This window comes from Burkholderia sp. NLJ2 (genome assembly GCF_049487195.1).
Classification (GTDB): domain Bacteria; phylum Pseudomonadota; class Gammaproteobacteria; order Burkholderiales; family Burkholderiaceae; genus Burkholderia; species Burkholderia pyrrocinia.
This window is the reverse complement of the sequence record NZ_CP137808.1, coordinates 428676-454075: the sequence shown is the minus strand read 5'-3', so window position 1 is coordinate 454075 and position 25400 is coordinate 428676. Positions and strand designations below refer to the sequence as shown.

General features: G+C 67.7%; 26 protein-coding genes and 1 riboswitch. Of the genes, 4 read left to right on the top strand and 22 right to left on the bottom strand.

Annotation, left to right across the window (positions count from 1 at the left end; translation table 11 throughout):
- Window positions 1-105: 105 nt before the first annotated feature.
- The 20 genes from hisH to R9B84_RS01965 form a co-directional block, all read right to left on the bottom strand.
- The gene (gene hisH, locus R9B84_RS02060; protein ID WP_423759033.1) at window positions 106-747 is read right to left on the bottom strand and encodes an imidazole glycerol phosphate synthase subunit HisH; all 642 of its coding nucleotides are present in this window, start codon (window positions 745-747) and stop codon (window positions 106-108) included.
- Window positions 744-1364, bottom strand: a complete 621-nt coding sequence (locus R9B84_RS02055) for a MarC family protein (protein ID WP_072443888.1) — start codon at window positions 1362-1364, stop codon at window positions 744-746. The genes hisH and R9B84_RS02055 overlap by 4 nt, the downstream gene beginning before the upstream one ends.
- A 62-nt stretch (window positions 1365-1426) precedes the next feature.
- Window positions 1427-2014 (bottom strand): imidazoleglycerol-phosphate dehydratase HisB, encoded by a 588-nt coding sequence (gene hisB, locus R9B84_RS02050; RefSeq protein ID WP_011546606.1) that lies wholly within the window; start codon window positions 2012-2014, stop codon window positions 1427-1429.
- Between the two features lie 65 nt (window positions 2015-2079).
- Window positions 2080-3153: a histidinol-phosphate transaminase gene (gene hisC, locus R9B84_RS02045; protein ID WP_423759032.1), complete on the bottom strand. Its 1074-nt coding sequence runs from the start codon at window positions 3151-3153 to the stop codon at window positions 2080-2082.
- Window positions 3154-3286: 133 nt separating this feature from the next.
- Window positions 3287-4603 carry a histidinol dehydrogenase gene (gene hisD / locus R9B84_RS02040; protein WP_423759031.1) on the bottom strand — a complete coding sequence of 439 codons (1317 nt, stop codon included), beginning with the start codon at window positions 4601-4603 and terminating at the stop codon, window positions 3287-3289.
- A 24-nt stretch (window positions 4604-4627) separates the two neighbouring features.
- The gene (gene hisG / locus R9B84_RS02035) at window positions 4628-5281 is read right to left on the bottom strand and encodes an ATP phosphoribosyltransferase (protein ID WP_034183648.1); all 654 of its coding nucleotides are present in this window, start codon (window positions 5279-5281) and stop codon (window positions 4628-4630) included.
- Window positions 5278-6627, bottom strand: a complete 1350-nt coding sequence (gene murA / locus R9B84_RS02030) for a UDP-N-acetylglucosamine 1-carboxyvinyltransferase (protein ID WP_047899620.1) — start codon at window positions 6625-6627, stop codon at window positions 5278-5280. The genes hisG and murA overlap by 4 nt, the downstream gene beginning before the upstream one ends.
- Before the next feature lie 14 nt (window positions 6628-6641).
- Entirely contained in the window at window positions 6642-6881 is a 240-nt protein-coding gene (locus tag R9B84_RS02025; protein WP_006477131.1) for a BolA family protein, read from the bottom strand.
- Between the two features lie 55 nt (window positions 6882-6936).
- Window positions 6937-7776 (bottom strand): ABC transporter permease, encoded by an 840-nt coding sequence (locus R9B84_RS02020; protein ID WP_235212542.1) that lies wholly within the window; start codon window positions 7774-7776, stop codon window positions 6937-6939.
- A complete protein-coding gene (locus R9B84_RS02015; protein WP_321807771.1) occupies window positions 7773-8699 on the bottom strand; it encodes an ABC transporter ATP-binding protein in 927 nt (308 codons plus the stop codon). The genes R9B84_RS02020 and R9B84_RS02015 overlap by 4 nt, the downstream gene beginning before the upstream one ends.
- Before the next feature lie 192 nt (window positions 8700-8891).
- Window positions 8892-9167, bottom strand: a complete 276-nt coding sequence (locus R9B84_RS02010) for an STAS domain-containing protein (RefSeq protein ID WP_423759030.1) — start codon at window positions 9165-9167, stop codon at window positions 8892-8894.
- Window positions 9164-9793 carry an MlaC/ttg2D family ABC transporter substrate-binding protein gene (locus R9B84_RS02005; protein WP_423759946.1) on the bottom strand — a complete coding sequence of 210 codons (630 nt, stop codon included), beginning with the start codon at window positions 9791-9793 and terminating at the stop codon, window positions 9164-9166. The genes R9B84_RS02010 and R9B84_RS02005 overlap by 4 nt, the downstream gene beginning before the upstream one ends.
- Before the next feature lie 111 nt (window positions 9794-9904).
- A complete protein-coding gene (locus R9B84_RS02000) occupies window positions 9905-10843 on the bottom strand; it encodes an MlaA family lipoprotein (RefSeq protein ID WP_423759945.1) in 939 nt (312 codons plus the stop codon).
- Between the two features lie 31 nt (window positions 10844-10874).
- Window positions 10875-11435, bottom strand: coding sequence for an outer membrane lipid asymmetry maintenance protein MlaD (gene mlaD / locus R9B84_RS01995; RefSeq protein ID WP_423759029.1), 561 nt, complete (start codon window positions 11433-11435; stop codon window positions 10875-10877).
- Window positions 11436-11459: 24 nt separating this feature from the next.
- A complete protein-coding gene (gene mlaE / locus R9B84_RS01990) occupies window positions 11460-12227 on the bottom strand; it encodes a lipid asymmetry maintenance ABC transporter permease subunit MlaE (protein ID WP_096472289.1) in 768 nt (255 codons plus the stop codon).
- Entirely contained in the window at window positions 12224-13045 is an 822-nt protein-coding gene (locus R9B84_RS01985; protein ID WP_006477138.1) for an ABC transporter ATP-binding protein, read from the bottom strand. The genes mlaE and R9B84_RS01985 overlap by 4 nt, the downstream gene beginning before the upstream one ends.
- Before the next feature lie 84 nt (window positions 13046-13129).
- Window positions 13130-14254: a thiamine phosphate synthase gene (gene thiE / locus R9B84_RS01980; RefSeq protein WP_423759028.1), complete on the bottom strand. Its 1125-nt coding sequence runs from the start codon at window positions 14252-14254 to the stop codon at window positions 13130-13132.
- The gene (locus R9B84_RS01975) at window positions 14251-15066 is read right to left on the bottom strand and encodes a thiazole synthase (RefSeq protein ID WP_423759027.1); all 816 of its coding nucleotides are present in this window, start codon (window positions 15064-15066) and stop codon (window positions 14251-14253) included. The genes thiE and R9B84_RS01975 overlap by 4 nt, the downstream gene beginning before the upstream one ends.
- A 38-nt stretch (window positions 15067-15104) precedes the next feature.
- The gene (gene thiS / locus R9B84_RS01970; RefSeq protein WP_027783340.1) at window positions 15105-15302 is read right to left on the bottom strand and encodes a sulfur carrier protein ThiS; all 198 of its coding nucleotides are present in this window, start codon (window positions 15300-15302) and stop codon (window positions 15105-15107) included.
- 32 nt (window positions 15303-15334) lie between these two features.
- Complete coding sequence (locus R9B84_RS01965; protein WP_423759026.1) at window positions 15335-16471, bottom strand: FAD-dependent oxidoreductase; 1137 nt, start codon at window positions 16469-16471, stop codon at window positions 15335-15337.
- Between the two features lie 234 nt (window positions 16472-16705).
- Window positions 16706-16828: riboswitch (TPP riboswitch) on the bottom strand.
- A 270-nt stretch (window positions 16829-17098) separates the two neighbouring features.
- Here R9B84_RS01965 and R9B84_RS01960 point away from each other — a divergent pair.
- The 4 genes from R9B84_RS01960 (at window position 17099) to R9B84_RS01945 (ending at window position 22348) form a co-directional block, all read left to right on the top strand.
- The gene (locus R9B84_RS01960; protein WP_423759025.1) at window positions 17099-18871 is read left to right on the top strand and encodes an ABC transporter ATP-binding protein/permease; all 1773 of its coding nucleotides are present in this window, start codon (window positions 17099-17101) and stop codon (window positions 18869-18871) included.
- Window positions 18868-19635: an SDR family NAD(P)-dependent oxidoreductase gene (locus R9B84_RS01955; protein WP_423759024.1), complete on the top strand. Its 768-nt coding sequence runs from the start codon at window positions 18868-18870 to the stop codon at window positions 19633-19635. Before R9B84_RS01960 ends, R9B84_RS01955 begins: the two co-directional genes overlap by 4 nt.
- A gap of 141 nt (window positions 19636-19776) precedes the next feature.
- The gene (locus tag R9B84_RS01950; RefSeq protein ID WP_423759023.1) at window positions 19777-21039 is read left to right on the top strand and encodes an MFS transporter; all 1263 of its coding nucleotides are present in this window, start codon (window positions 19777-19779) and stop codon (window positions 21037-21039) included.
- Between the two features lie 25 nt (window positions 21040-21064).
- On the top strand, window positions 21065-22348 hold the full coding sequence (locus R9B84_RS01945) for a D-amino acid dehydrogenase (RefSeq protein ID WP_423759022.1): 1284 nt from the start codon (window positions 21065-21067) through the stop codon (window positions 22346-22348).
- Window positions 22349-22433: 85 nt separating this feature from the next.
- On the opposite strand, the gene thpR is transcribed toward R9B84_RS01945, so the two are convergent.
- On the bottom strand, window positions 22434-23000 hold the full coding sequence (thpR, locus tag R9B84_RS01940; RefSeq protein ID WP_423759021.1) for an RNA 2',3'-cyclic phosphodiesterase: 567 nt from the start codon (window positions 22998-23000) through the stop codon (window positions 22434-22436).
- Complete coding sequence (locus R9B84_RS01935) at window positions 22997-24487, bottom strand: alanine/glycine:cation symporter family protein (protein ID WP_423759020.1); 1491 nt, start codon at window positions 24485-24487, stop codon at window positions 22997-22999. Before R9B84_RS01935 ends, thpR begins: the two co-directional genes overlap by 4 nt.
- Between the last annotated feature and the right edge of the window lie 913 nt (window positions 24488-25400).

The following is a 25400-nucleotide window of genomic DNA, read 5'->3' as shown; positions in this document are numbered from 1 at the left end:
TACTGCGCCGTCTCGCTAGTTTAGTACAACTCTTTCGGCGCTTAGGCACGCGAGCCCCGCGCGACAGGCCTTTCCGGCCCGCCGATTGTGGCACGTATGCGACGTTCACGGTTTCCAGTGTACGAAGTTGCGATACAGACGCAACCCGACCTCCGCGCTTTTCTCGGGGTGGAATTGGGTCGCGAAGAGGTTATCCCGCGCGACCGCGGACGTAAACGGCGCGCCGTATGCCGTTTCGCCCACCGTATGCGCCGGGTTGTCCGGCGTCACGTAATAGCTGTGCACGAAGTAGAAATACGCTTCGTCGGGCACGCCGTCCCACAGCGGGTGCGGCTGCGACTGACGCACGCGGTTCCAGCCCATCTGCGGCACCTTGAAGCGCGAGCCGTCGTCCTGCAGCCGGCCGTCGAGCTCGAAACGCACGACCTTGCCGGGCAGCAGGCCGAGGCCCTTCGTGTCGCCTTCCGCGCTCCAGTCGAACAGCATCTGCTCGCCGACGCACACGCCGAGCAGCGGCTTCGTGCGCGACGCCTCGATCACGGCCTCCTGCAGGCCCGATTCGCCGAGGCACCGCATGCAGTCGGGCATCGCGCCCTGGCCGGGCAGCACGACGCGGTCGGCCGCGCGAATCGCGGCCGGCGTGTCGACGATCGCCACGTCGGCGGCCGGTTCGGCCTTCTTGAGCGCCTGCGCGACCGAGCGCAGGTTGCCCATCCCATAATCCACAATCGCAATCGAAGTTTTCATCTCAGTGCAGGCAGTAGCGCCCTCAGTCCATTGACGATGAATTCCACCGCCAGCGCCGACAGCATCAGACCCATCAGCCGCGTGGCGATGTTGATGCCCGTGCGGCCGATCCAGTTCGCGATCGGCTCGGCGAGCCGCATCGCGACGAAACACAGCAAGGCCAGGACCGCGCCGATCGCGACCAGCCCGGCCCGCTCATACCAGTGACGCGAGTTGGCCGCATAGATGATCACCGTGCTGATCGAGCCGGGGCCCGTGAGCAGCGGAATCGCCAGCGGCACGACCGCGATGTTGTCCTTCAGTTCCGCCTCGTGGCGCTCCTCCGGCGTCGATCGCGTGTTGCCGATCTGCGCGTTCAGCATGTTGATCGCCATCAGCAGCATGATGATCCCGCCGCCCACTTCGAGCGAGCCGACCGAAATGCCGAAGAAGTCGATGATCTGCTGCCCGAGCAGCGTCGTCACCGTCATCACGCAGAACACCGACACCGACGCGATCCGGATCGTGCGGCGCCGCTCGATGTCCGTCTGCTGCGCCGTCAGGCTCAGGAAGAACGGCACCGCGCCGATCGGGTTGATCAGCGCAAGCAGCGAAATGAACGATTTGAGCAGATCCATCGCAAGCCGGCGCCGCGCACCGAAGGCGTGAGGTTGTCCTTAGCGTCCGTCCGTTCGGAAGTTCAGAGGCTGCCTTTCGTCGACGGGATCTGCCCCGCCGCACGCTCGTCCAGCTCCACCGCCGCGCGCAGCGCACGGCCGAAGGCCTTGAACACCGTCTCGAGCTGATGGTGCGCGTTGATCCCGCGCAGGTTGTCGATGTGCAGCGTGACGCCCGCGTGGTTCACGAAACCGCGGAAGAACTCGATCGACAGGTCGACGTCGAACGTGCCGATCCGCGCACGCGTGAACGGCACGTGGAATTCGAGGCCCGGCCGGCCCGAGAAGTCGATCACGACGCGCGACAGCGCCTCGTCGAGCGGCACGTACGAATGGCCGTAGCGGCGGATGCCCTTGCGGTCGCCGATCGCCTTCGCGACGGCCTGCCCGAGCGTGATGCCGACATCCTCGACCGTATGGTGGTCGTCGATATGCGTGTCGCCATGCGCTTCGACCTCGAGATCGACCAGACCGTGTCGCGCGATCTGGTCGAGCATATGGTCGAGAAACGGCACCCCGGTGGCCAGCTTCTGCCGGCCTGTGCCGTCGAGATCGAGCTTCACACGGATCTGCGTTTCGCTGGTATTGCGAACGACTTCCGCCACACGCATGGCAATTCCTTGATTGAGTCTGATGTAAATGGGGATTGATCGTCGCGCGCCGCCGCGCCCTGGGCTCAACCGGGCAGCGCGAGTTTCAAAGCGGCCAGCAGGCGGGCGTTTTCGTCGGGAGAACCGACGGTCAGCCGCACGCATTCGGCCAGTAACGGATGCATTTTACTCACGTTTTTGACCAGCACCCGCTCGGTGAGCAGCGCGTCGAACACGGCAGCCGCATCCGGCACGCGCACCAGCAGGAAATTGCCGGCGCTCGGGAACACCGTCGCGCCCGGCAGCGCGGCCACGGCCTGCGCGAGGCGTGTGCGTTCCGCGCGCAGTTCGGCCGCCTGCGCGTCGAGCACGTCGAGGTGGTCGAGCAGGAAATCGGCGGTCGCCTGGGTCAGCACGTTGATGTTGTACGGCGGGCGCACCTTGTCGAATTCGGTCAGCCACGCGTGCCGCCCGACGAGATAACCGAGGCGGATGCCCGCGAGGCCGAGCTTCGACACCGTGCGCATCACGACGACGTTGTCGAACTCGGCGGCGCGCGGCAACCACGAGCGCTCCGCGAACGGCTGGTACGCCTCGTCGATCACGATCAGGCTGTGCCGCGCGGCCGCGACGATCCGCTCGACGTCGGCATCGTCGTACAGCGTGCCGGTCGGGTTGTTCGGGTACGCGAGATAGACGATCGCCGGCCGGTGCTCGGCAATCGCGGCGAGCATCGCGTCGACGTCGAGCGTCAGGTCGGCCTTCAGCGGCACACCGACGAATTCGAGCTGCGCGAGCTTCGCGGACAATTCGTACATCACGAAGCCCGGCACCGGCGCGAGCACCTTCGCGCCCGGCTGCGCGCACGCGACCGAGATCATGCTGATGATTTCGTCCGACCCGTTGCCGAGCAGCACGTCGCATGCGGCCGGCACGCCCATCGCGTGGCGCAGCTTGTCGAGCAGCGCGGACGGGCGCGGCGCCGGGTAGCGGTTCAGCGCAACCTGTGCGAGACGCTCGCCGAGCGCCGCGGCGAGCGGTTCGGGCAGCGGATACGGATTCTCCATCGCGTCGAGCTTCACGAACCCGCTCGCGTCCGGCACCGGGTAGCTCGTCATCGCGAGCACGTCGCGGCGGATGATGTCTTGTGGCGTCGTCATGGTCTCAAGCCGGCGTGCATCGCGCCGGCATCAAATTGGTCGGCAAGGCGGCGGCTGCCGCCCTGCGCTGCGTCTCCCCAGCCGGCGCCGGCGCCGCAGCGCCCGCACCCGGCCCCCGCGCAGAACGCGCGGGTTACCCCTTCATCCGGAACTCGGCGCTCTTCGCGTGCGCCTGCAGCCCCTCGCCGTACGCAAGCTCGGACGCGATCTCGCCGAGCGTCTGCGCGCCTTCGGCGCTGACTTCGATCAGGCTCGAGCGCTTGATGAAGTCGTACACGCCGAGCGGCGACGAAAAACGCGCGGTGCGCGACGTCGGCAGCACGTGGTTCGGGCCCGCGCAGTAGTCGCCGAGGCTCTCGCTCGTGTAGCGGCCGAGGAAGATCGCGCCCGCGTGGCGGATCTGCTGGCCCCATTGCTGAGGTTCCAGCGCCGAAATTTCCAGATGCTCGGGCGCGATATCGTTCGCGATCCGGCATGCCTCGGCCATGTCGCGCACCTTGATCAGCGCGCCGCGGCCTTCGAGCGACGCGCGGATCACGTCCTGGCGCGACATCGACGGCAGCAGCTCATTGATCGCCTTCTCGACGCGCTCGAGGAACGCGGCGTCCGGGCACAGCAGGATCGACTGCGCGAGTTCGTCGTGCTCGGCCTGCGAGAACAGGTCCATCGCGACCCAGTTCGGATCGGTCGTGCCGTCGCACAGTACGAGGATTTCCGACGGCCCGGCGATCATGTCGATGCCGACCGTGCCGAACACGCGGCGCTTCGCCGACGCGACGTACGCATTGCCGGGCCCGCAGATCTTGTCGACGGGCGGCACCGTTGCCGTGCCGTACGCGAGCGCAGCGACCGCCTGCGCGCCGCCGATCGTGAACACGCGATCGACACCGCCGAGCAGCGCCGCGGCGAGCACGAGGTCGTTCTTCACGCCGTCCGGCGTCGGCACGACCATCACGATCTCGCCGACACCCGCGACGCGCGCGGGAATCGCGTTCATCAGCACCGACGACGGATACGCGGCCTTGCCGCCCGGCACGTACAGGCCGACGCGGTCGAGCGGCGTGACCTTCTGGCCGAGCACCGTGCCGTCGCTTTCCGTGTACTGCCAGCTATGCGTGCCGCACTCGATCTTCTGCTTCTCGTGGTACGCGCGCACGCGCGCCGCGGCCGCTTCCAGTGCCGCGCGCGCCTTCGGCGCGAGGCCGTCGAGCGCCGTCTGCAGCGCTTCTTGCGGCAGTTCCAGCGCGGCGACGCTGTCCGCGTTCAGCCGGTCGAAACGGTTCGTGTACTCGAGCACCGCGGCGTCGCCGCGCGACTTCACGTCGGCGAGGATCTGCGCGACCGATTGCTCGATCGCCGCGTCTTCGCTCGCTTCGAATGCGAGCACCGCACGCAGCGTGGCGTCGAAGCCTTCGCTCGTCGAATCGAGTTTGCGGATGGTGATGGCCATGGGAGTTCCGTTACGGTGATGCGCTCAACCGCCATTCTGCGACGCGCGTTCGAACGCGTCGAGGATCGGCTTGAGCGCCGCGCGCTTCAACTTCAGCGCAGCCTGGTTCACGACGAGGCGCGACGAGATCGCCATGATCTCCTCGACCTCGACCAGATTGTTCGCCTTCAGCGTGCCGCCCGAGCTGACGAGGTCGACGATCGCGTCGGCCAGGCCGACCAGCGGCGCGAGTTCCATCGAGCCGTACAGCTTGATCAGGTCGACGTGCACGCCCTTCGCCGCGAAGTGCTCGCGCGCCGTTTCGACGTACTTCGTCGCGACCCGCAGGCGCGCGCCCTGGCGCACCGCGTTCGCGTAGTCGAAGCCGGCCGGCACGGCCACCGACATCCGGCAGCGCGCAATGTTCAGATCGATCGGCTGGTACAGGCCCGAGCCGCCGTGCTCGACCAGCACGTCCTTGCCGGCCACGCCGAAGTCGGCCGCGCCGTATTCGACATAGGTCGGCACGTCGCTCGCGCGCACGATGATCACGCGCAGGTTCGGGTCCGTCGTCGGCAGGATCAGCTTGCGCGACGTTTCCGGATCCTCGGCCACCTGCACGCCGGCCGCGGCGAGCAGCGGCAGGGTTTCCTCGAAAATCCGGCCCTTCGACAGGGCGAGGGTCAGCGGCACGCTCATGCTTGGCTCCCGGAGAGGCGGCGCACGTTCGCGCCGACGGCGGTCAGTTTGGCTTCCATGCGGTCGTAACCGCGGTCCAGGTGATAGATGCGGTCGACGAGCGTTTCGCCGTCGGCACGCAGCCCGGCGATCACGAGGCTCGCCGACGCACGCAGGTCGGTCGCCATCACGTTCGCGCCCGACAGTTTCTCGACACCCGTCACGAGCGCCGTGTTGCCGTCGATCGTGATGTTCGCGCCGAGCCGGTTCAGCTCCTGCACGTGCATGAAGCGGTTTTCGAAAATCGTTTCGACGACCTGCGCGGTGCCCGTCGCGACCGTATTGAGGGCCATGAACTGCGCCTGCATGTCGGTCGGGAACGCCGGGTATTCCGACGTGCGGATCGTCACCGCCGACGGCCGGCGGTCCATCTTCACGCGCAGCCAGCTGTCGCCTTCCTCGATCGACACGCCGGCTTCGCGCAGCTTGTCGATCACCGCGTCGAGGATGTGCGGGCGCACGCCCGTCAGCATCACGTCGCCACCCGCCGCCGCGACCGCGCACAGGAACGTGCCGGCCTCGATGCGGTCGGGGATCACCGAATGGCGCGCGCCGTGCAGCCGCTCGACGCCCTGGATCACGAGGCGATCGGTGCCGATGCCGTCGATTTTCGCGCCCATCTCGACCAGCAAGTGCGCGAGATCGCTCACTTCGGGTTCGCGGGCTGCGTTCTCGATCACCGTCTCGCCGTCCGCGAGCGTCGCGGCCATCAGCAGGTTTTCCGTCCCCGTCACCGTGATCATGTCGGTCACGATGCGCGCGCCCTTCAAGCGCTTCGCGCGCGCTTCGATGAAGCCGTGCTCGATGCTGATCTCGGCGCCCATCGCCTGCAGGCCCTTGATGTGCTGGTCGACCGGGCGCGCGCCGATCGCGCAGCCGCCCGGCAGCGACACCTTCGCTTCGCCGAAGCGCGCGAGCAGCGGCCCGAGCACGAGGATCGACGCGCGCATCGTCTTCACGAGCTCGTACGGCGCCACGAGGTTGTCGACGCGCGACGCGTCGAGCTGCACGCGGCAGCCGTCGGTCTCGCTCTTCACGCCCATCTGGTTCAGCACCTTCAGCGTGGTGCGCACGTCCTTGAGGTTCGGCACGTTGTCGAGCTCGACCGGATCGGCGGTGAGCAAGCCCGCGCACAGGATCGGCAGCGCGGCGTTCTTCGCGCCCGACACGACGATCTCGCCGGACAGGCGGCGGCCGCCTTCGATCGCGAGCTTGTCCATCCCATGTCCCTGCAATTCCCCGTTGGCGGCCGGGTGTGCCGTGGCGACGCTCTGGACGGCGTCGCGCTCGTTGACGGTGACTTGCACTCAGTGATTTCCGGTTATGCGTTCTGCCATTCGGCGGGCGTCAGCGTCTTCATGCTGAGCGCGTGAATTTCCTGTTTCATGCGATCGCCGAGCGCCGCATAGACGAGCTGGTGCCGCTGGATCGGCCGCTTGCCCTCGAAGGCCGCCGACACGATCGTCGCGAAGAAATGCTGGCCGTCGCCTTCGACTTCCAGATGCGTGCAGGCGAGACCGCCGGCGATGTATTGCTTGACCTGTTCGGGAGTCGGCAACATGGTGTAAGGCTCCTGTCGGCGTGCGCCGCCCCGGGGCGGCCGCTGCCTGTCGATATCAATGACGCAGTTTGTAGCCGGTCGCGAGCAGCCGCATCGCGACCATCGCGAGCAGCACGAAGAAACCGGCGACGATCGCGAGGCTCGCGAACGGGTTGATGTCGGACGCGCCGAAGAACCCGAAACGGAAGCCGTCGATCATGTAGAAAAACGGATTGAGACGCGAGATCTCGCGCCACACGGGCGGCAGCGAGTGCGTCGAATAGAACACGCCGGACAGGAACGTCAGCGGCATGATCAGGAAGTTCTGGAACGCGGCGAGCTGGTCGAACTTCTCGGCCCAGATCCCGGCGATCAAGCCGAGCGTGCCGAGGATCGCCGAGCCGAGCAGCGCGAACGCAATGATGAACAGCGGCGCCGCGAAATGCATCGGGATAAACCAGATCGTCACGACGAACACGCCCGCACCGACCGCGAGCCCGCGCACGACGGACGCGAGCACGTACGCGCCGAAGATGTCGCGGTACGACAGCGGCGGCAACAGCATGAACACCAGGTTGCCGGTGATCTTCGACTGGATCAGCGACGACGAGCTGTTCGCGAACGCGTTCTGCAGCACGCTCATCATCACGAGGCCCGGCACGAGAAAGCTCACGTACTCGACGCCCGGATACACCTCGACGCGGCCCGACAGCGCGTGGCCGAAAATCGTCAGATACAGCAGCGCCGTCACGATCGGCGCACACACCGTCTGGAACGACACCTTCCAGAAGCGCAGGAGTTCCTTGTAGAACAGCGTTCGAAAACCGCTTCCCGGCACTCGCCGGGCCGCCCCAAGAGTGCCGGGCGCCCCCTCGGGGGGCAGCGAACGCAGAGAGCGTGGGGGTTCTTGTTTCATGCCAATCCCTCGACGACCTCGGCCCCGTTCATCACCTGGACGAACACATCCTCGAGGTCGGCCTTGCGGACCTCGATCTCGTCGAACGTGCAGCCCGCTGCGCGGCACTGCGCGAGGATGCGTTCGACATCGTCATAGCTCGTGAGGCGCAGCAGGTGCTCGCCCGGCGCGCGCGCGGCCGGGTCGGTCTCCAGCCCGCGCAGTTCGGCCGGCAGCGCGCCGGTCGCCAGGCGCAGGTAGAGCTGCAGCCCCGCGAAGCGGCGCAGCAGCGCGTCGGTGCGGTCGAGCGCGACCACTTCGCCACGGCGCAGCATCGCGATGCGGTCGCACAGCGACTCGGCTTCCTCGAGGTAATGGGTGGTCAGCACGATCGTGTGGCCCTCGCGGTTCAGGCGCGAGATGAATTTCCACAGCGTCTGGCGCAATTCGACGTCGACGCCGGCGGTCGGTTCGTCGAGCACGATCACCGGCGGCCGGTGCACGAGCGCCTGCGCGACGAGCACGCGGCGCTTCATCCCGCCCGACAGCGCGCGCATGTTCGCGTCTGCCTTCTCGGTGAGATCGAGATTGGCCATCACTTCATCGATCCAGTCGTCGTTGCGGCGCAGCCCGAAATAGCCGGACTGGATCCGCAGCGTCTCGCGGACGGTGAAGAACGGGTCGAACACGAGCTCCTGCGGCACGACGCCGAGTGCGCGGCGCGCACCACGGAAGTCCTTGACGACGTCGTGGCCGCGCACCGAGATACTGCCTTCGTCGGCCCGGGCCAGCCCGGCGAGGATACTGATGAGCGTGGTCTTGCCTGCGCCGTTGGGGCCGAGCAGACCGAAAAACTCGCCTTCCTCGACCGACAGGCTGACGCCCTTGAGCGCCTGAAGCGACTTGTAGCGCTTCTTGACGTGACGGATTTCTATGGCTGACATGACTGTGCGCGACGCAATGGCCGCGACGCCTATTCTGTGCTTGCTGCGAAAGAAAATGGGGGCCGGACGCCGATTGGCTGCCCCGCAAAACGCTTGATTATAGGGCAAACCGGCTGGTGGAGCCGGCGCAGAAGGCGCGCGGCCTGAAGCTTGCGCGCGCCGGCTGGCGCGGCAGGCTCCGGTCGGACAGGGTCAATGTCGCCCGGCGCCGTCGATGAGCGCGTCGACGCCATAGGCGCGCGCGAGGCTGGCGAGCTTCGGGGGAAGATTGAGGATGTCGAGGATCGCGCCGCGCGATTTGGCGGCACGCTGCCATGCGAGCAGCACGGCGAGCGCGGACGAGTCGAACTGCGTCAGCGCCGCGCAATCGACGGCGGTCGCACCCGCGTCGACGCGCGCAAGACCGTCCGCGAGCGCGGACTTCGCGCTCGCGACGGTCAGCGAGGAGCCGGCTTCGAAGCCGCTCACGACGCTTGCTTGCCGGCGGCAAGTTGCTGGTTGCGCTGCGTCAGGAACTGGATCAGGCCGTCCACGCCGCTTTGCTGGATCTTCTCGTTGAACTGCTGCTGGTACGTCTGGATCAGCCACGCGCCGAGCACGTTCAGGTCATACACCTTCCAGCCGCTCGCCGACTTGTACAGACGGTAATCGATCTGCACCGGCTGGCCGTTGTTCATCGCGACCGTCTTGACCACGACATCGGTATCGGCCGGATCTGCGCGGAACGGCGGGTACTGAATCTGCTGGTCCGGCTTCAGCTGCGCGAGCGCACCCGAATACGTGCGGATCAGCAGCAGCTTGAACTGCTCCTGAACCTGCTGCTGCTGCTCGGCCGTCGCCGTGCGCCAGTTGCGGCCCATCGCGAGCTGCGTGGTGCGGCGGAAATCGGTGTACGGCAGGATGTCCTTGTTGACGATCGTAATGATGCGGTTGGTGTCGCCCTGCTTGATCGTCTGCGCCTTGACTTCGTCGAGCACCTGCTGCGTCGCCGTCTTGATCAGCGCCTGCGGGTTCGACTGGTCGACTTGCGCGTGAGCTGCGGTGCCGAACGAGAACAGCGCCGCGAAAACAGGAATCAGGAACAGTTTTTTCATCATGGTGACCTGCATGAATGAGTCGATGCAAAGGTTGGAGACGGTAGCTTACGCGCAAGTTCGCACGCGCTACCGACTGAATCGTTTCCGGCTGTAACGAATGTAAATCCGTCAGTGCAGCCGGATGCTCGGGAAGCGGAACCCGCCCGGCGACGGCGGCGCCACCTGCATCGGCGGCACATTCGTTTCGCTTGCCGGGTTCGGCGCAACAGCCGTGCCCGACGCCGGCGCAGCCACTGCCGCGCCCGATGCGCCCGCCGGTGCTGCCGCACCCGCCGCGCCCGCTGCCGCCGGTGCCGCACCGTCGTCCGGCAGGTCGTACTTCGGCAGCGCGTCGTTGCTCGCCGTCGAGCCGGCCTCGCCACGCGCGTTGTCGATCAGCATCTGGCGGCGCTGCAGGTACGCGTTGCGCACGAACGAATACTTGTCGAGCGCCGCGGCATCCAGCACGTCGCCCGCGCCGAGCAGGTTCGAGCGCGTGTTGACGAGATTCACGCCGAACAGGCCCCAGCTCAGGCTGTCCGGCTTCACATAGGTCAGAGGGTTGCCGACGTAGTCGACACCGAGGCCGGCCGTGTCGCGCACCGTGCTCGGGCCGAGCAGCGGCAGCACGAGATACGGGCCCGCCGGCATGCCATAGCGGCCCATCGTGACCCCGAAGTCGGCCGTGTGTTTCGGCAGCTTCGCGATCGTCGCGACGTCGAACAGGCCGCCGACGCCGAACACCGTGTTGATCACGACGCGCATGATGTCGCCGACGCCGTCCGCGATCCGCAACTGCACGAGGTTGTTCGCGGCGACGTAAACGTCGCCGATGTTCGAGAAGAAGTTCGTCACGCTGTCGCGCACCGGCTGCGGCACGACCTTCTGGTAACCCTGCGCGACCGGCTTCAGCGCATACGTGTCGACCGTATCGTTGAACTTGTACATCGTCCGGTTGAAGCCTTCGAGCGGATCGCCCTTGGTCGGCGTCTGCACGGTCGCGCAGCCGCTCAACGCGGCGACTGCCGCCACCGCGAGCGCGGCGTGCCTGATGCGGATCGTCTGCATGGTCATTCCCCTCTTGTATTCTCTCGTGTGGTTATTGCGCTGCCGAACCGGGCGCGGCGGATACTGCGGACGCCGGCACCGCTACCGGTGCGGGCGCGGCCGGCGCGCCGGCTGCCGGTTTCGCGCCGCCCGCATCGGCGGCCTTGCTGTACAGGAACTGGCCGATCAGGTTCTCGAGCACGATCGCCGACTGCGTCATCGTGATCGTATCGCCCGCCTTCAGCATTTCCGTGTCGCCGCCCGGATCGAGGCCGATATATTGCTCGCCGAGCAGGCCCGACGTCAGGATCTTCGCCGACGAATCCTTCGGGAACGGATACTGGCCGTCGACATCGATCGTCACGAGCGCCTGGTAGGTGTTCGTATCGAAGCCGATCGACTTCACGCGGCCGACCACGACGCCGGCACTCTTCACGGCCGCGCGCGGCTTCAGCCCGCCGATATTGTCGAATTTCATCTTCACCGCATAGGTCGGCTGAAACGACAGCGAGCTCATGTTGCCGACCTTCAGCGCCAGGAACAGCACCGCAAGGAAGCCCACCACCACGAACAGGCCGACCCAGAAGTCGAGAGCAGTCTTTTTCATCGTCATCCCAAAATATGGCTTGGCTGAGGCTTAGCTGAACATCAGCGCGGTCAGCAGGAAATCGAGGCCGAGTACGGCGAGCGACGCGAACACGACCGTCTTGGTGGTCGCGCGCGACACGCCTTCGGGCGTGGGCTTCGCTTCATACCCCTGGTACAGCGCAATGAAGGTCACGGCGAACCCGAACACGATGCTCTTCAGCACGCCGTTGCCGACGTCGGCCCAGACCTGGACCCCGCCCTGCATCTGCGACCAGAACGCGCCCGGATCGACGCCGATCAGTATGACGCCGACGATATAGCCGCCGAGCACACCGACCGCACTGAAAATCGCGGCCAGCAGCGGCATCGCGATGATCCCGGCCCACATGCGCGGCGCGATCACCGTCTTGATCGGGTCGACCGCCATCATCTCGAGCGCGGTGAGCTGCTCGCCGGCCTTCATCAGGCCGATCTCGGCCGTGAGCGACGTGCCAGCGCGTCCCGCGAACAGCAGCGCGGTGACGACGGGCCCAAGCTCGCGCACGAGCGACAGCGCGACCAGCAGGCCGAGCGCCTGCTCGGACCCGTAGCGGTTCAGCGTGTAATACCCCTGCAGGCCGAGCACGAAACCGACGAACAGCCCCGACACGGCAATGATCACGAACGAATAGTTGCCGAGGAAGTGGATCTGCTTCGTGACGAGCCGCGGCCGGCGCAGCAGCGGGAAGAATTCCAGCACGAGGCGCACGAACAGGCGCGTGCCGTAGCCCGTGCGCTCGAGGCCGCCGATGACGTAACGTCCGATCGCGCTGATCATGCGCGCCCTCCGCCAAGCCCGAAATCCGCTGCGAGCGGCGGGCTCGTGTAATGAAATTTGAACGGGCCGTCCGGCGCGCCGTCGATGAACTGCCGCACGCTCGGGTCGGTCGACGCGCGCAGCTCGTCGGGCGTGCCCTGCGCGAGCACGCCGCCGTTGGCCAGAAAATACACGTAGTCGGCAATCGCGAACGATTCCGGCACGTCGTGCGTGACGAGAATCGACGTCGCGCCGAGCGCCTGGTTCAGCGTGCGGATCAGGTTCGCGGTGATGCCGAGCGAAATCGGATCGAGGCCCGCGAACGGCTCGTCGTACATGATGAGCTGCGGATCGAGCGCGATCGCGCGCGCCAGCGCGATGCGGCGCGCCATCCCCCCCGACACCTCGGACGGCATCAGGTCGCGCGCGCCGCGCAGACCGACCGCGTTGAGCTTCATCAGCACGAGGTCGCGAATCAGGTCTTCGGGCAGGTCGGTGTGCTCGCGCAGCGCGAACGCGACGTTCTCGAACACCGACATGTCGGTAAACAACGCGCCGAACTGGAACAGCATGCCCATCTTGCGGCGCAGCGCATACAGGCCGTCGCGTGTTTGCGCGCCGACATCGGCGCCGTCGAACAGCACCTGGCCACGGCGCGCGCGCACGAGGCCGCCGATCAGGCGCAGCACGGTCGTCTTGCCACAACCCGAGCCGCCCATGACCGCAACGACCTGCCCGCGCCCGAAGCGCAGGTTCAGGTTGGACAGGACGAGGCGGTCGCCGTAGCCAAAGTCGACGTCGCGAAGTTCCAGCAGGGTCTCGGTAGGAGTGGGGCTCACGGAGCTGGCAGTCCTTTTACGCAGAACGCCGAATTATAGGGCCTGCATTGGAATGATGTCGTGACGCCGTTCCGGGCCCTGCGGTCAATGATTGTCAAATTGTCCGGGAAAACATTGCTGCAGCGCAATAAGCGCAGTCCGATAGTCGGCTGCGCCCGTGACAGCGCTGACCACCGCGACGCTGCCGACGCCCGTCGCCAGCACGTCCGGCAGCGCGTCGAGCCCCACCCCGCCGATCGCGACGAGCGGCACCCGCGCGCCCGCAAAGCGCGCGTAGCGGGCAATCCGTGCAAGGCCCTGCGGCGGTGCGGCGACGGCCTTGGTCGCGGTCGCGTACACGGGGCCGAGCGCGAGATAGCTCGGGCGCTCGTGCAGCGCCCGCAACATTTCGTAATAACCATGGCTCGATAGTCCGAGCCGCAGGCCCGCGCGCGCGATCGCGGCCAGATCGGCCGTTTCGAGATCTTCCTGGCCCAGATGAACACCGTACGCGCCTTCATCTGCAGCGATCTGCCAGTGATCGTTGATGAACACACGGGCATCGGGATAACGGCGCCCGGCCGCGACCGCACGGGCGATTTCCCGGCGCAACGCGTCCGGCGTCGCGCCTTTCACGCGCAATTGCACGGTCCGCACGCCGCAATCGAGCACGCGTTCGACCCATTCGGCATCCGGCACGACCGGATAAAGGCCGAGCTGCGCGGGGCATGGCGCGAACGCGGGCTCGGGCGCGGCCGGCAGCCCGGCGACGCGCGGGAACCGTGCGGCGTCGACCGGCCATGCGTCGGTCGCGCGCGTTTCGTCGCCGTCGCGCCACGCCAGCGCGAGCACCAGCGCGTCGACCGGCGCGAAACCGCAATCGAGAAATGCGGCAAGCGCCGCGATCCAGTCGTCCGCGAGCGGATGCGCGGCGTCGAGCGCGTAGCGCGCGCCCGCCGCGTGCAGCACCGCGCCCTGCTCGTCGAATTCGATCGCGACCGCGTCCGGCGACGCGGGCCGCGATGCGGCCGACGCGCGCGCCTGCGCGGTGCGGTCACCGGTCGACACGATCAGCACGTCACCGACGGCCGGCGCGTCGGGTGCCGCCATGCAGAGCCGGCACGGCGCCGCGCCGCCCGGCCAGTCGCCGAGCCGTGCGCGGATCCGTTCGGCCGCTTCGGCCAGTTCGTCGGCCGGCGGCCAGAATGTATCGGCGAAGCGCGCGCTCATGCGCCGCCCCCGTCCTGGTGCCAGAACGGCATCCCGACGACCGGCGTGCTCGCGTGCGCGGTCTCGCGCGCGTCCATCGGCCCGGCGAGATACGCGGCGCGACCGGCCTCGACGCCCTGCGCAAAGGCGCGCGCCATGATCTCGGGGTGCGTGGCCTGCGACACGGCCGTGTTCAGCAGCACGCCGTCGAAGCCCCATTCCATCACCTGGCACGCGTGCGACGGCACGCCGAGCCCCGCGTCGACGATCAGCGGCACGTCGGGCAGCCGCTCGCGCAGCACGCGCAGGCCGTACGGGTTCACGACGCCCTTGCCCGTGCCGATCGGCGCGCCCCACGGCATCAGCGCCTCGCAGCCGACGTCGAGCAGGCGCCGGCCGATCACGAGATCCTCGGTGCAGTACGGCAGCACCTTGAAACCGTCCCTCACCAGTTGCGCGGCGGCCTCGATCAACCCGACCGGGTCGGGCTGCAGCGTGTAGTCGTCGCCGATCAGCTCGAGCTTGATCCAGTCGGTGCCGAACACCTCGCGCGCCATGTGCGCGGTCGTCACGGCCTCGGCGACGGTCTGGCAGCCGGCCGTGTTCGGCAGCAGCGGCACCGCGTGGCGCTTGAGCAGGTCGAAGAAGCCGGCTTCGGCCGTGCCGCCCGTCATCTGGCGGCGCAGCGCGACCGTCACCATCCCCGGCCGCGACGCGGCGATCGAATCGGACAGCGACTGCAGCGACGGATAGCGCGACGTGCCGAGCAGCACGCGGCTTGCGAAGGTTTCGCCGTACAGCGTCAGCGCGTCGGCGGATGTGAGGGACGTCATGTCGTTTTCCTGGAAGTGCGGGGACGAACCGGCGGCGCTCAGCCGCCCGCGACGGGGTGCACGACGTCGAGCTTGTCGCCCGCCGCGAGCGCGCGCGCCGCATGCTGCGTGCGCGCGACGAAGTTGCCGTTCAACGCGACCGCGTACGGCGGACGCGCGCCGTACGCGGCGAGCGCGTCGGCCACCGTCGCGCCGTCGGGCAGCGTCAGGGTCTGTTGGTTGATCTGAATATCCATGAGGCTTCGTCGGATTCGGTCGGCGGCGCGCGTCAGGCCGGCTGGCGCGCGTCGTTGCGGTGATGAAGGAGCGTCGGCCAGCGCGCGGCGTCGCGCCACGCGGCAAACGCGTCGGCATCGCCAAACGCGCCGCCGAGCGCGGCTTCGGCGAATGCGACCGCCGCGTGCGCGACTTCCGGCGCGATCATGAAGCCGTGCCGGTACAGGCCATTGACGGCGAGCGTCGACGCGCCGTCCCAGATCACCGCCGGGCGATGATCGGGCAGCGTCGGCCGGCACTGCGCATTGAGTTCGAGGATGCGCGCCTCGCCGAACGCCGGATGCACGGAGAACGCCGCGCTCAGCAGCTCGAGCGCGGAGCGCACGCTGACGGGCGACATGTCCTCGCCCTCCACCTCGGTCGCGCCGATCACGTAGAGATCGTCCTGCTTCGGCGCGATGTACAGCGGATAGCGCGGATGCAGCAGCCGCACGGGCCGCGTGAGCCCGATGCCGGGCGCATGCACGCGCGCGACTTCGCCGCGGATGCCGCGCAGCGCGGGCAGCGCGGATTTCGCGCCGAGTCCGCGGCAATCGATCGTGAAATGTGCGTCGGGCAGGTTCGCATCGTCGAGCGTGACGTGCCAGTGCAGGTCGACGCCGCGTTCGCCGAGGCCCGCCGCGAGCGCGCGCAGCGCCTGGCGGTTGTCGAGCTGGCCTTCGCGCGGCAGCAGCAGCCCGCGCGCGAAGCGACCCGCGAGCGCGGGCTCGGCCGCATCGACCTGCGCGCCGGCGAGCGTGACGAAACCGCCGTCGAACAGCTCGGCCGGCGCGTTCGCGCGCACCCGCCGCTCGAACAGCGGCGCCTCGGCGCGGTCCGCGTGATGCCAGACGACGAGCGTGCCGTGATGCTGGAAGAACACGGGTTCGGGCAGTTCGGCGAGCCATTGCGGCCAGCGTGCGAGCGACGCGGCGCCGAGCTCGGTGATCAGCAGCTCCGCGCTCGCCGCTTCCGCGAGCGGCGCGAGCATCGCGGCTGCCACCCACGCGGCCGACTGCTCGCCGTCCGGGCCGCCGCGCTCGTAGAGTGCGACGCGATGCCCGTCGCCCGCGAGCCGCCATGCGATCAGGCGGCCGACGAGGCCGCCGCCGAGCACCGCGAAATCCGGCCGTGAATCCTGGATGTTCATCGCGCACGCTCCTCGCGAACCGCGCGGGCGCGCACGACGAAGGTCGACGCGCACCCGCCGTCCCGTGCGAACGCACGCGACCTCGGGCCGGGAGCCATGCAAAAGACTGAAGATTGTGCGGTCATCATTCCTTCCGTAACGCGCAATGCGCGTACCCAAAAGGACGAAACCGGCAGCAAAGGCCGGCCGGGCGGGACTCGGGCGCTGACCATGTGGGATGGCAGCCAGCGCGGCCCGGCGGGATCAGAAACTTCCCTCGCCGGTATTACCCGGATCGGGTGCGAAGGGTCTTTCTCAGCCTCGCCGCGCCGCCTGGAACATCTGCCGGCCGCGCACGAAGCACCCCTGTTTCGTCGTCGGCCATTAGACCATAAAAGCGGAAAGCGCCGCAAACTGTCCCCCTTGCGGCAAATTCGCCGTCGCGCTGCGCCGCTCTGGCACAATGCCCGCAGGCCGGCCGCACGAGCGGCCGGTTGCCGCGTCACCGCCGGCCCTTAAGCGCCGTTTAAGACGCGCGGGCGACCATCCGGACGCCCGCCGTCAGTCGGCGTCGCGCCCCGGCATGCCGTATCGCGGCGCGCGCCCGGCTTCGCCCGGCCCGCGCGCCGGCTACTCATCAGGAAGCACATGACCCAATCGATCGATCCCGTCCGCTCCGCCGCCTCCGACGCGCCGCAGGACGAGCGCCCGGTATCCGCATGGAGCCTCATCAAGCCCTACTGGGTATCGTCCGAATGGAAATTCGCGTGGGGCCTGCTGGTCACGATCATCGCGATGAACCTCTGCGTGGTCTGGATCAACGTCCGGCTGAATAAGTGGAACGCCGAGTTCTACAACGCGCTGCAGTCGAAGGACGTCCACGACTTCCCGAACCTGCTGATGCAGTTCTCCGCGCTCGCGTTCGGCTTCATCATCCTCGCCGTGTACGGCCGCTACCTGCGGCAGATGCTCGGCTTCCGCTGGCGCCAGTGGCTCACCGACCGTTTTCTCGGCCAGTGGCTCGGCGATCGCGCGTTCTACCGGATCGAGCGTGACCGCCTCGCGGACAACCCCGACCAGCGGATCACCGACGACCTCCAGTCGTTCGCGACCACGACACTCGCACTGTCGCTCGACCTGCTGTCGACGGTCGTCACGCTCGTGTCGTTCATCACGATCCTGTGGTCGCTCGCCGGCGCGCTGACGATCACGCTCGGCGCCACGCCGATCGCGATTCCCGGCTACATGGTGTGGGCGGCCGCACTGTACGCGGTGGTCGGCTCGCTGATCATCCAGAAGGTCGGCCATCCGCTCGTGTCGATCAACTACCAGCAGCAGCGCGTCGAGGCCGACTTCCGCTTCGGGCTGATCCGCGTGCGCGAGAACGCCGAGCAGATCGCGTTCTACGACGGCGAGAAAACCGAGACCGGCAACGCGCAAACCCTCTTCATGCGCATCCGCGACAACTGGTGGCGCGTGATGAAGTACACGAAGCGGCTCACGTTCGTGCTGAGCTTCTACGGGCAGATCGCGATCATCTTCCCGCTCGTCGTCGCCGCGCCGCGCTATTTCGCGGGCGCATTCTCGTTCGGCGTGCTGATGCAGATCTCGTCCGCGTTCGGCACCGTCAGCGATTCGTTCTCGTGGTTCATCAACAGCTACTCGACCCTCGTCGAATGGCGCGCCACCGTCAACCGTCTGCGCGAGTTCAAGCGCGTGATGGGCACGTCGCACCTGAAGGAAAGCCTGTCGCCCGCGACCGAGCACGGCGGCATCAACCTGCACTACGTCGATGCGGCGAAACTGTCGACGTCGTCGCTCAAGCTCGCGCTGCCGAACGGCAATGCGCTCGCGAACATCGGCAACGTGACGATCGAGCCGGGTTCGCGCTGGCTCGTGATCGGCAAGTCGGGTTCCGGCAAGAGCACGTTCATGCGCGCGCTCGCGGGGCTGTGGCCGTTCGGCGACGGCGCGATCGACGCGCCGGTCGGCGCGCGGATGATGTTCGTGCCGCAGACGAGCTATTTGCCGATCGGCACGCTGAAGGCCGCGCTCACCTATCCGGCGACGCCCGATACATTCAGCGACGACGCGTGCCGCGACGCACTGCGCGCATGCCGCCTCGAAGATTACGTCGAGCGCCTCGGCGAAACCGCGCACTGGACGCGCGTGCTGTCGCCGGGCGAGCAGCAGCGTCTGGCCGGCGCACGCGTGCTGCTGCACAAGCCCGACTTCCTGTTCCTCGACGAAGCGACCAGCGCGCTCGACGCCGACAACGAGGCACGCCTCTACCACCTGTTCGCCGAACGGCTGCCGAAAGCCGCGATCGTCAGCATCGCGCACCGCGAGTCGCTGGCCGCGTTCCACATCGGCACGATCAACGTCGAGCGCGTGAACGTCAGCGACAAGGTCGCCGCGTGAACGCACGCGCCGCGCGCATCGCGCTGATCACCGGCGCAGGCTCGGGGATCGGCGCGGCGCTCGCGCGGCGGCTCGCGGCGCCCGGCATCGCGCTGGCGCTGCACGCGCGCGGCGCGACCGACACGGCGCGGGCCCGGCTCGCCGACGTCGAGCACGCCTGCACGGCGGCCGGCGCGGAGTGCATCACGCTCACCGGCGATCTCGCCGAGCCGGGCGTCGCCGCCACGCTCGTCGATGCAACCGCCGCGCGCTTCGGCGGGCTCGACCAGCTCGTCGCGAATGCGGGCTTCGCCGCGCGGCAGGCCTTTTCCGATCTTTCCGCGGATGGGCTCGCGTCCGCCTTCGCGGCGATGCCCGGCGCGTTCTCCGCGCTCGCGGGCCGCGCGCGACCGCTGCTCGAAGCGTCGGCCGCGCCGCGGATCGTCGCGGTCAGTTCGTTCGTTGCGCATCGCTACCGCGCCGACGCGCCGTTCGCGGCCACCGCCGCCGCGAAGGCCGCGCTTGAATCGCTGGTACGCACCGCGGCCGCCGAATTCGCCGCGCGCGGCATCACCGTCAACGCGGTCGCGCCGGGCTTCACGCGCAAGGACCACGGGCCGAGCGCCGGCAACGCCGCCGCGTGGGCACAGGCCGAACAGGCGACACCGCTCGGCCGGATCGCCGAACCCGACGACGTCGCCGCATTGATCGCCTTCCTGCTGTCGGACGCGGCGCGGCAGATCACCGGCCAGGTCATCCATGTCGACGGCGGCCTGACGCTCTGACGCGGCATCGCCCCCGCCTTCCCGCCTTCTCGCCTTCTCGCCTTCTCGCACGAACCTGCGGCCTTTTTTGGCCGACCGCATCGCGATCGTAAAATAACCGCCACGCGGCAGCGCGATACGACACGAGAGGGGGCGGCAAGCATGCAGGCATTCCAGTGGTTCAACGAATTGTCGTCGCGCGAGCGCAAGACGCTCTACGCCGGATTCGGCGGCTACGCGGTCGATGCGTTCGACTTCATGATCTACTCGTTCCTGATCCCGACGCTGATCGCCACGTGGGGGATGACGAAGAGCGAGGCCGGGATGATCGCGACGAGTTCGCTGATCTCGTCGGCAGTCGGCGGCTGGGTCGCCGGCATCCTCGCCGACCGCTACGGCCGCGTGCGCGTGCTGCAGTGGACGATCGCGACGTTCGCGCTGTTCACGTGCCTGTCCGGCTTCACGCATTCGTTCTGGCAGTTGCTCGCGACGCGCACGCTGCAGGGCTTCGGTTTCGGCGGCGAATGGTCGGTCGTGACGATCATGATGGCCGAGACGATCCGCTCGCCCGAGCATCGCGCGAAGGCCGTCGGCACCGTGCAAAGCAGCTGGTCGTTCGGCTGGGCCGCGGCCGCGATCCTGTACTGGGCGTTCTTCGCGCTGCTGCCCGAGCAGGTCGCGTGGCGCGCGTGCTTCTGGATCGGCATCGTGCCCGCGTTGTGGATCCTGTACATCCGCCGCAACGTCAGCGATCCCGACATCTACACGGCCACGCGCCGCGCGCGCGACGAAGGCCGCATATCGGGCCACTTCCTCGAAATCTTCTCGCCGCCGCACCTGCGCGCGACGCTGTTCGGCAGCGCGCTGTGCACCGGGATGCTCGGCGGCTACTACGCGATCACGACGTGGCTGCCCACCTACCTGAAAACCGTCCGCCACCTGTCCGTGTTCAACACGAGCGGTTATCTCGTCGTGCTGATCGTCGGCTCGTTCGTCGGCTACGTGGTGGGTGCGATCCTGTCCGACCGGCTCGGCCGCCGCGCGTCGTTCATCCTTTTCGCGATCGGCTCGTTCTCGCTCGGCATGGCATACACGATGCTGCCGATCACCGATACCGCGATGCTGCTGCTCGGCTTCCCGCTCGGCATCGTCGTGCAGGGGATCTTCGCGGGCGTCGGCGCGTATCTGTCGGAGCTGTATCCGGGCGCGATCCGCGGCTCGGGCCAGGGCTTCTGCTACAACCTCGGCCGCGGGCTCGGCTCGTTCTTCCCGATTCTCGTCGGCTCGCTGTCGCAGTCGATGTCGCTCGTGAAGGCGATCGGCCTCGTCGCGGGCGGCGGCTACCTGCTCGTGATCGTCGCCGCGCTCGTGCTGCCGGAAACGCGCGGCAAGTCGCTCGTCGACGATCCGGCCGTCGCGTCGTGAGCGCCCTCTTCGTTCCGGAAACCGCATGCACGTGATCGTTCTCGGCGCCGGCGTGATCGGCGTCACCACCGCGTGGCACCTGCGCGAAGCAGGCTGCGACGTCACCGTGATCGAACGCGAGGCCGATGTCGCGCAGGCGACGAGCCTCGGCAATGCGGGCGTGATCGCGCCCGGCTACGTGACGCCGTGGGCCGCGCCGGGGATGCCCGGCAAGATCCTCAAGTACCTGTTCAAACCCGCTTCGCCGCTGATCTTCCGGCCGACGCTCGACGCCGCGCAGTGGCGCTGGATCGCGCGCTGGCTGCGCGAATGCGAGTTCGAGCGGTTCCGCGTGAACAAACAGCGGATGCAGCGCATCGCGTATTACAGCCGCGCGTGCCTGCATGCATTTCGCGACCGTTATCCGTTCGACTACGGCGCGAGCCGCGGCTACCTGCAACTGTTGCGCGGCGCGTTCGACGTCGAGATGGTGCAGCCCGCGCTGAAGGTGCTGCGCGATGCCGGCATCGCGTTTCGCGAACTCGATGCGGCCGGCTGCACGGCAATCGAGCCGGGCCTGCGCTGGGCACGGCAGGCGCCCGTCGGCGGCATCTACCTGCCCGACGACGAAGCCGGCGACTGCGCGCGCTTCACGCGCGAACTGCGTGCACTGTGCGAGACGAACGGCGTGACGTTCCGTTTTCGCACCCGGATCCGCGCGCTCGACGTCGCGGGTGGCAAGGTGCGCGGCGTGCGGGTCGAATCGGTCGAAGAAGGCGCCGCCGCACGAAGTGACGCACCGCTCGCCGCCGACGCGATCGTCGTCGCGCTCGGCGTCGACAGCGCCGGCCTGCTGCGGCCGCACGGCATCGACGTGCCGCTGTATCCGGTGAAAGGCTACTCGGCGACGCTCGCGGTCGTCGACGATGAAAAGGCGCCGCGCGCCGCGCTGATGGACGAATCGCTGAAGACGGCGATCACACGCTTCGGCCCGACGCTGCGCGTCGCAGGTACGGCGGAGCTCGGCAACCGGCACGCGGCGCTGCGGCAGCAGGCGCTCGATACGCTGATGAAGGTGCTCGACGACTGGTTCCCGCACGCGACCGATCGCGCGTCGGCACGCTTCTGGGTCGGCCGCCGGCCGATGACGCCCGATGGGCCGCCGCTGCTCGGCGCGAGCGGGATCGACGGGCTCTGGCTCAACGTCGGCCACGGCTCGACGGGCTGGGCAATGTCGATGGGTTCGGGAAAGGTGGTCGCCGATCTCGTTACCGGACGCGAGCCGGAGATCGACCTGTCGGGCCTGACGCTCGCGCGCTACGGCCGGTAGGCTCGGCGCCGGGTGACATCGTCGACGCGCTGCGCTGGCGCGATACGCGCAGCGCGCGGCGCTCGCCACGCATCGCGAGCGCCGCTCACCGCGCCGCCCGGCCTTCCGTCCACGTGATCGGCGCCGATACGATCGGCCGATGTGACACACCCTCGTGCGACAGCCGGCTTTCGAACAGCGTCAACGCTTCGATGCGCAGCACGACCGGCCGCCCGGGCGCACCGCCGTGCGCGGGCTGTCCGACTGCGTCGCGCGGCAGACGCGCAAGCGTCACGTGCGGCCGGAACGGCCGCCGGTCGACCGGCACGCCGAGCTTACCCATCAGCGCCGCCAGCCCGGCATTCAGCGCGACGCAGGCGGGATCGGCCTCGAGTTCCGCGACGATCAGCCTCGCGCGCGGCAGGCTCGGCCACCACGCGATCCGCTCGACCGGCAGCAGCGGCAGCGCATGCGCGGCGGCGAGCGCGGGCAGTTGCGCGGCCAGCGCGTCGCAACGTTCGCGTTCGATCGCACCGATGAACGCGAGCGTCATGTGCAGGTGCGCGGGCAGCGTGCGCCGCGCACCGCGGGTGACCGGCAACGCGTGCAGCGCGTCGCGCGAAGCCGCATCGGGCACCAGCGCGACGAAGACACGGAGCCGGTCGCCGTTCATGATTCGCTCACCGCGGCACGCGGCGCGCTCGCGGCGTCGGCCGAAGCGGGACGCTGCGGCAGCGGGCCGTGCTCGCCCCACACGTCGGCCGGCAGCACGCGCGCGAGCTCCGGGATCGTGTTGCGCGTGAACACCGGATCGGCGATGCCTGCCGCGCGCTGGCGGCGATAGTCGGCCCACGCGGCGTGCGCATACTTGCCGAGCGCGAGGATCGCGATCAGGTTGATGATCGCCATCAGCCCCATGCTCGTATCGGCCATCGCCCACACGAGCGGCAGTTGCCCGACGCTGCCGAACATCACCATCCCGAGCACCGCGACGCGGAACAGCGGCAGCACGCCGCGCCGCTTCGTGATGAATTCGACGTTGCCTTCCGCATACGCATAGTTGCCGATCACCGACGAGAACGCGAGGAAGAAGATCGCGACGGCCATGTAGATGCCGCCCCAGCCGCCGACGTGGCTCGAGATCGCGCGCTGCGTGAGCGCCGCGCCTTCCATGCCGGTGCCGAGCTCGTACTGGCCCGACAGCAGGATCACGAACGCGGTCGCGCTGCAGATCACGATCGTGTCGACGAACACGCCGAGCATCTGGATCAGCCCCTGCGTGGCGGGGTGCCGCGTGCTCGCGGTCGCGGCCGCGTTCGGCGCGCTGCCCATCCCCGCCTCGTTCGAGAACAGCCCGCGCTTCACGCCGATCGCGATCGCCTGGCTGACCGCATAGCCCGTCAGGCCGCCCGCCGCCTGCTCGACGCCGAACGCGCTCTTCACGATCAGCACGATCACGCCCGGCACCAATGCGATGTGCGTCGCGACCGCGTAGACCGCGAGCGCGAGATAGCCGATCGCCATCAGCGGCACGATCACCTGCGCGACCGTCGCGATGCGGCGGATGCCGCCGAAGATGATCGGCGCACTCAGCAGTACGAGACCGAGGCCGACCGTCTCGCGGCTCCAGCCGAACGACGTATGGAACGCGTCGGCGATCGCGTTGGCCTGCACCGCGTTGAACACGAAGCCGAACGCGAGAATCAGCGACAGCGAGAACAGCACGCCGAAGCCGCGCGAACGCAGGCCGGTCTGGATGTAGTACGCGGGGCCGCCGCGAAAGCTGCCGTCCGGGTGCGACACCTTGAAGATCTGCGCGAGCGTCGCCTCGACGAACGCGGACGACATCCCGACCAGCGCCGTCATCCACATCCAGAAGATCGCGCCCGGCCCGCCGACCGTCAGCGCGACCGCGACGCCGGCGATGTTGCCGGTGCCGACACGGCTCGCAAGCCCGGTCGCGAACGCCTGGAACGACGAGATGCCGCCCGGCTCGCCCTTGCTGCCGACCAGCTTCATGCTGAGGAACAGCGCCTTCAGCTGGATCATCCGGAACCGCAACGTGAACCACGCACCGGCGCCGAGCAGCAGCGCAATCAGCACGTAGTTCCACAACACGCCGTTGACGGTGTCGATCAGCCCATGCACGAATGCTTCCATCCAGAGTCCTTGTAAATAGGGTCAGTCACATGCAGCCACCGCAAACGCGGCCCGAGGGGCGACATGATATGACAGTTTCCAAGAAACATTACAAAATGAAAGAAATTGGGATGACGAGAAATCGCAGCTGGATGCCATCAGATTAGGCGACGCTTCAGGAAAATGCGGGCGCGTACCAGAGGCAACATGCCGGCACGCCCGGCCGGTCAGGATTCGATCTGAAATCGACCCGCTGCGTCGCGACGATCACGTCATCTGATTCGAAAGATACTCGGATGCTTCCGTTTGGCTGACCCAGCACAATGATTTCGGGCGGCCACAAGCATCGCCGAGTTGGTGGTGCCATAAAAAGCGGGCGGCCTCGCAGGTGACCGGTTGATACGACTGCAATCCTCAAACCGCGCTTACTGCAGCAGGTTTGAAGCCTCATCAGATATACATCTCCTCAACAAATACACTCCTTCGCCTGAGACCACCTCGTAACTGTTGGACACATTGCCACACCAACAGGACATGTAGAGAAAAGTGTTCCCGCATTTCGATTTTTCTCGACTTTTGTCGAGGGGCTACGCAATAGGAACGAGGCAACCAGCTGCCCCTGCATCTTCAGCCTTCCCTTGCCCAGAGCCGGCATACGGGGAATTTCGAGACAAGGCGCAGCGGTCGCATGCCTCCATGAATCTCATTTCATACCAGTTCGCAGGATCAATCCAGACGACTTCGTCACGAAGACGTGCAGGAGAAATTCCTTGCCGATCGTATAAAAAAATATAACCGTCTTACGTTCAGGCCTGCGAATCAATCATCGAAATCACCACTGCACGGGGGTATGAAATGACAACACGTAATCCTTGGAAACAGATAAACCAATCCTCCAAAGAAGAACACCAGCCTTTGACACGACGACGTTTGC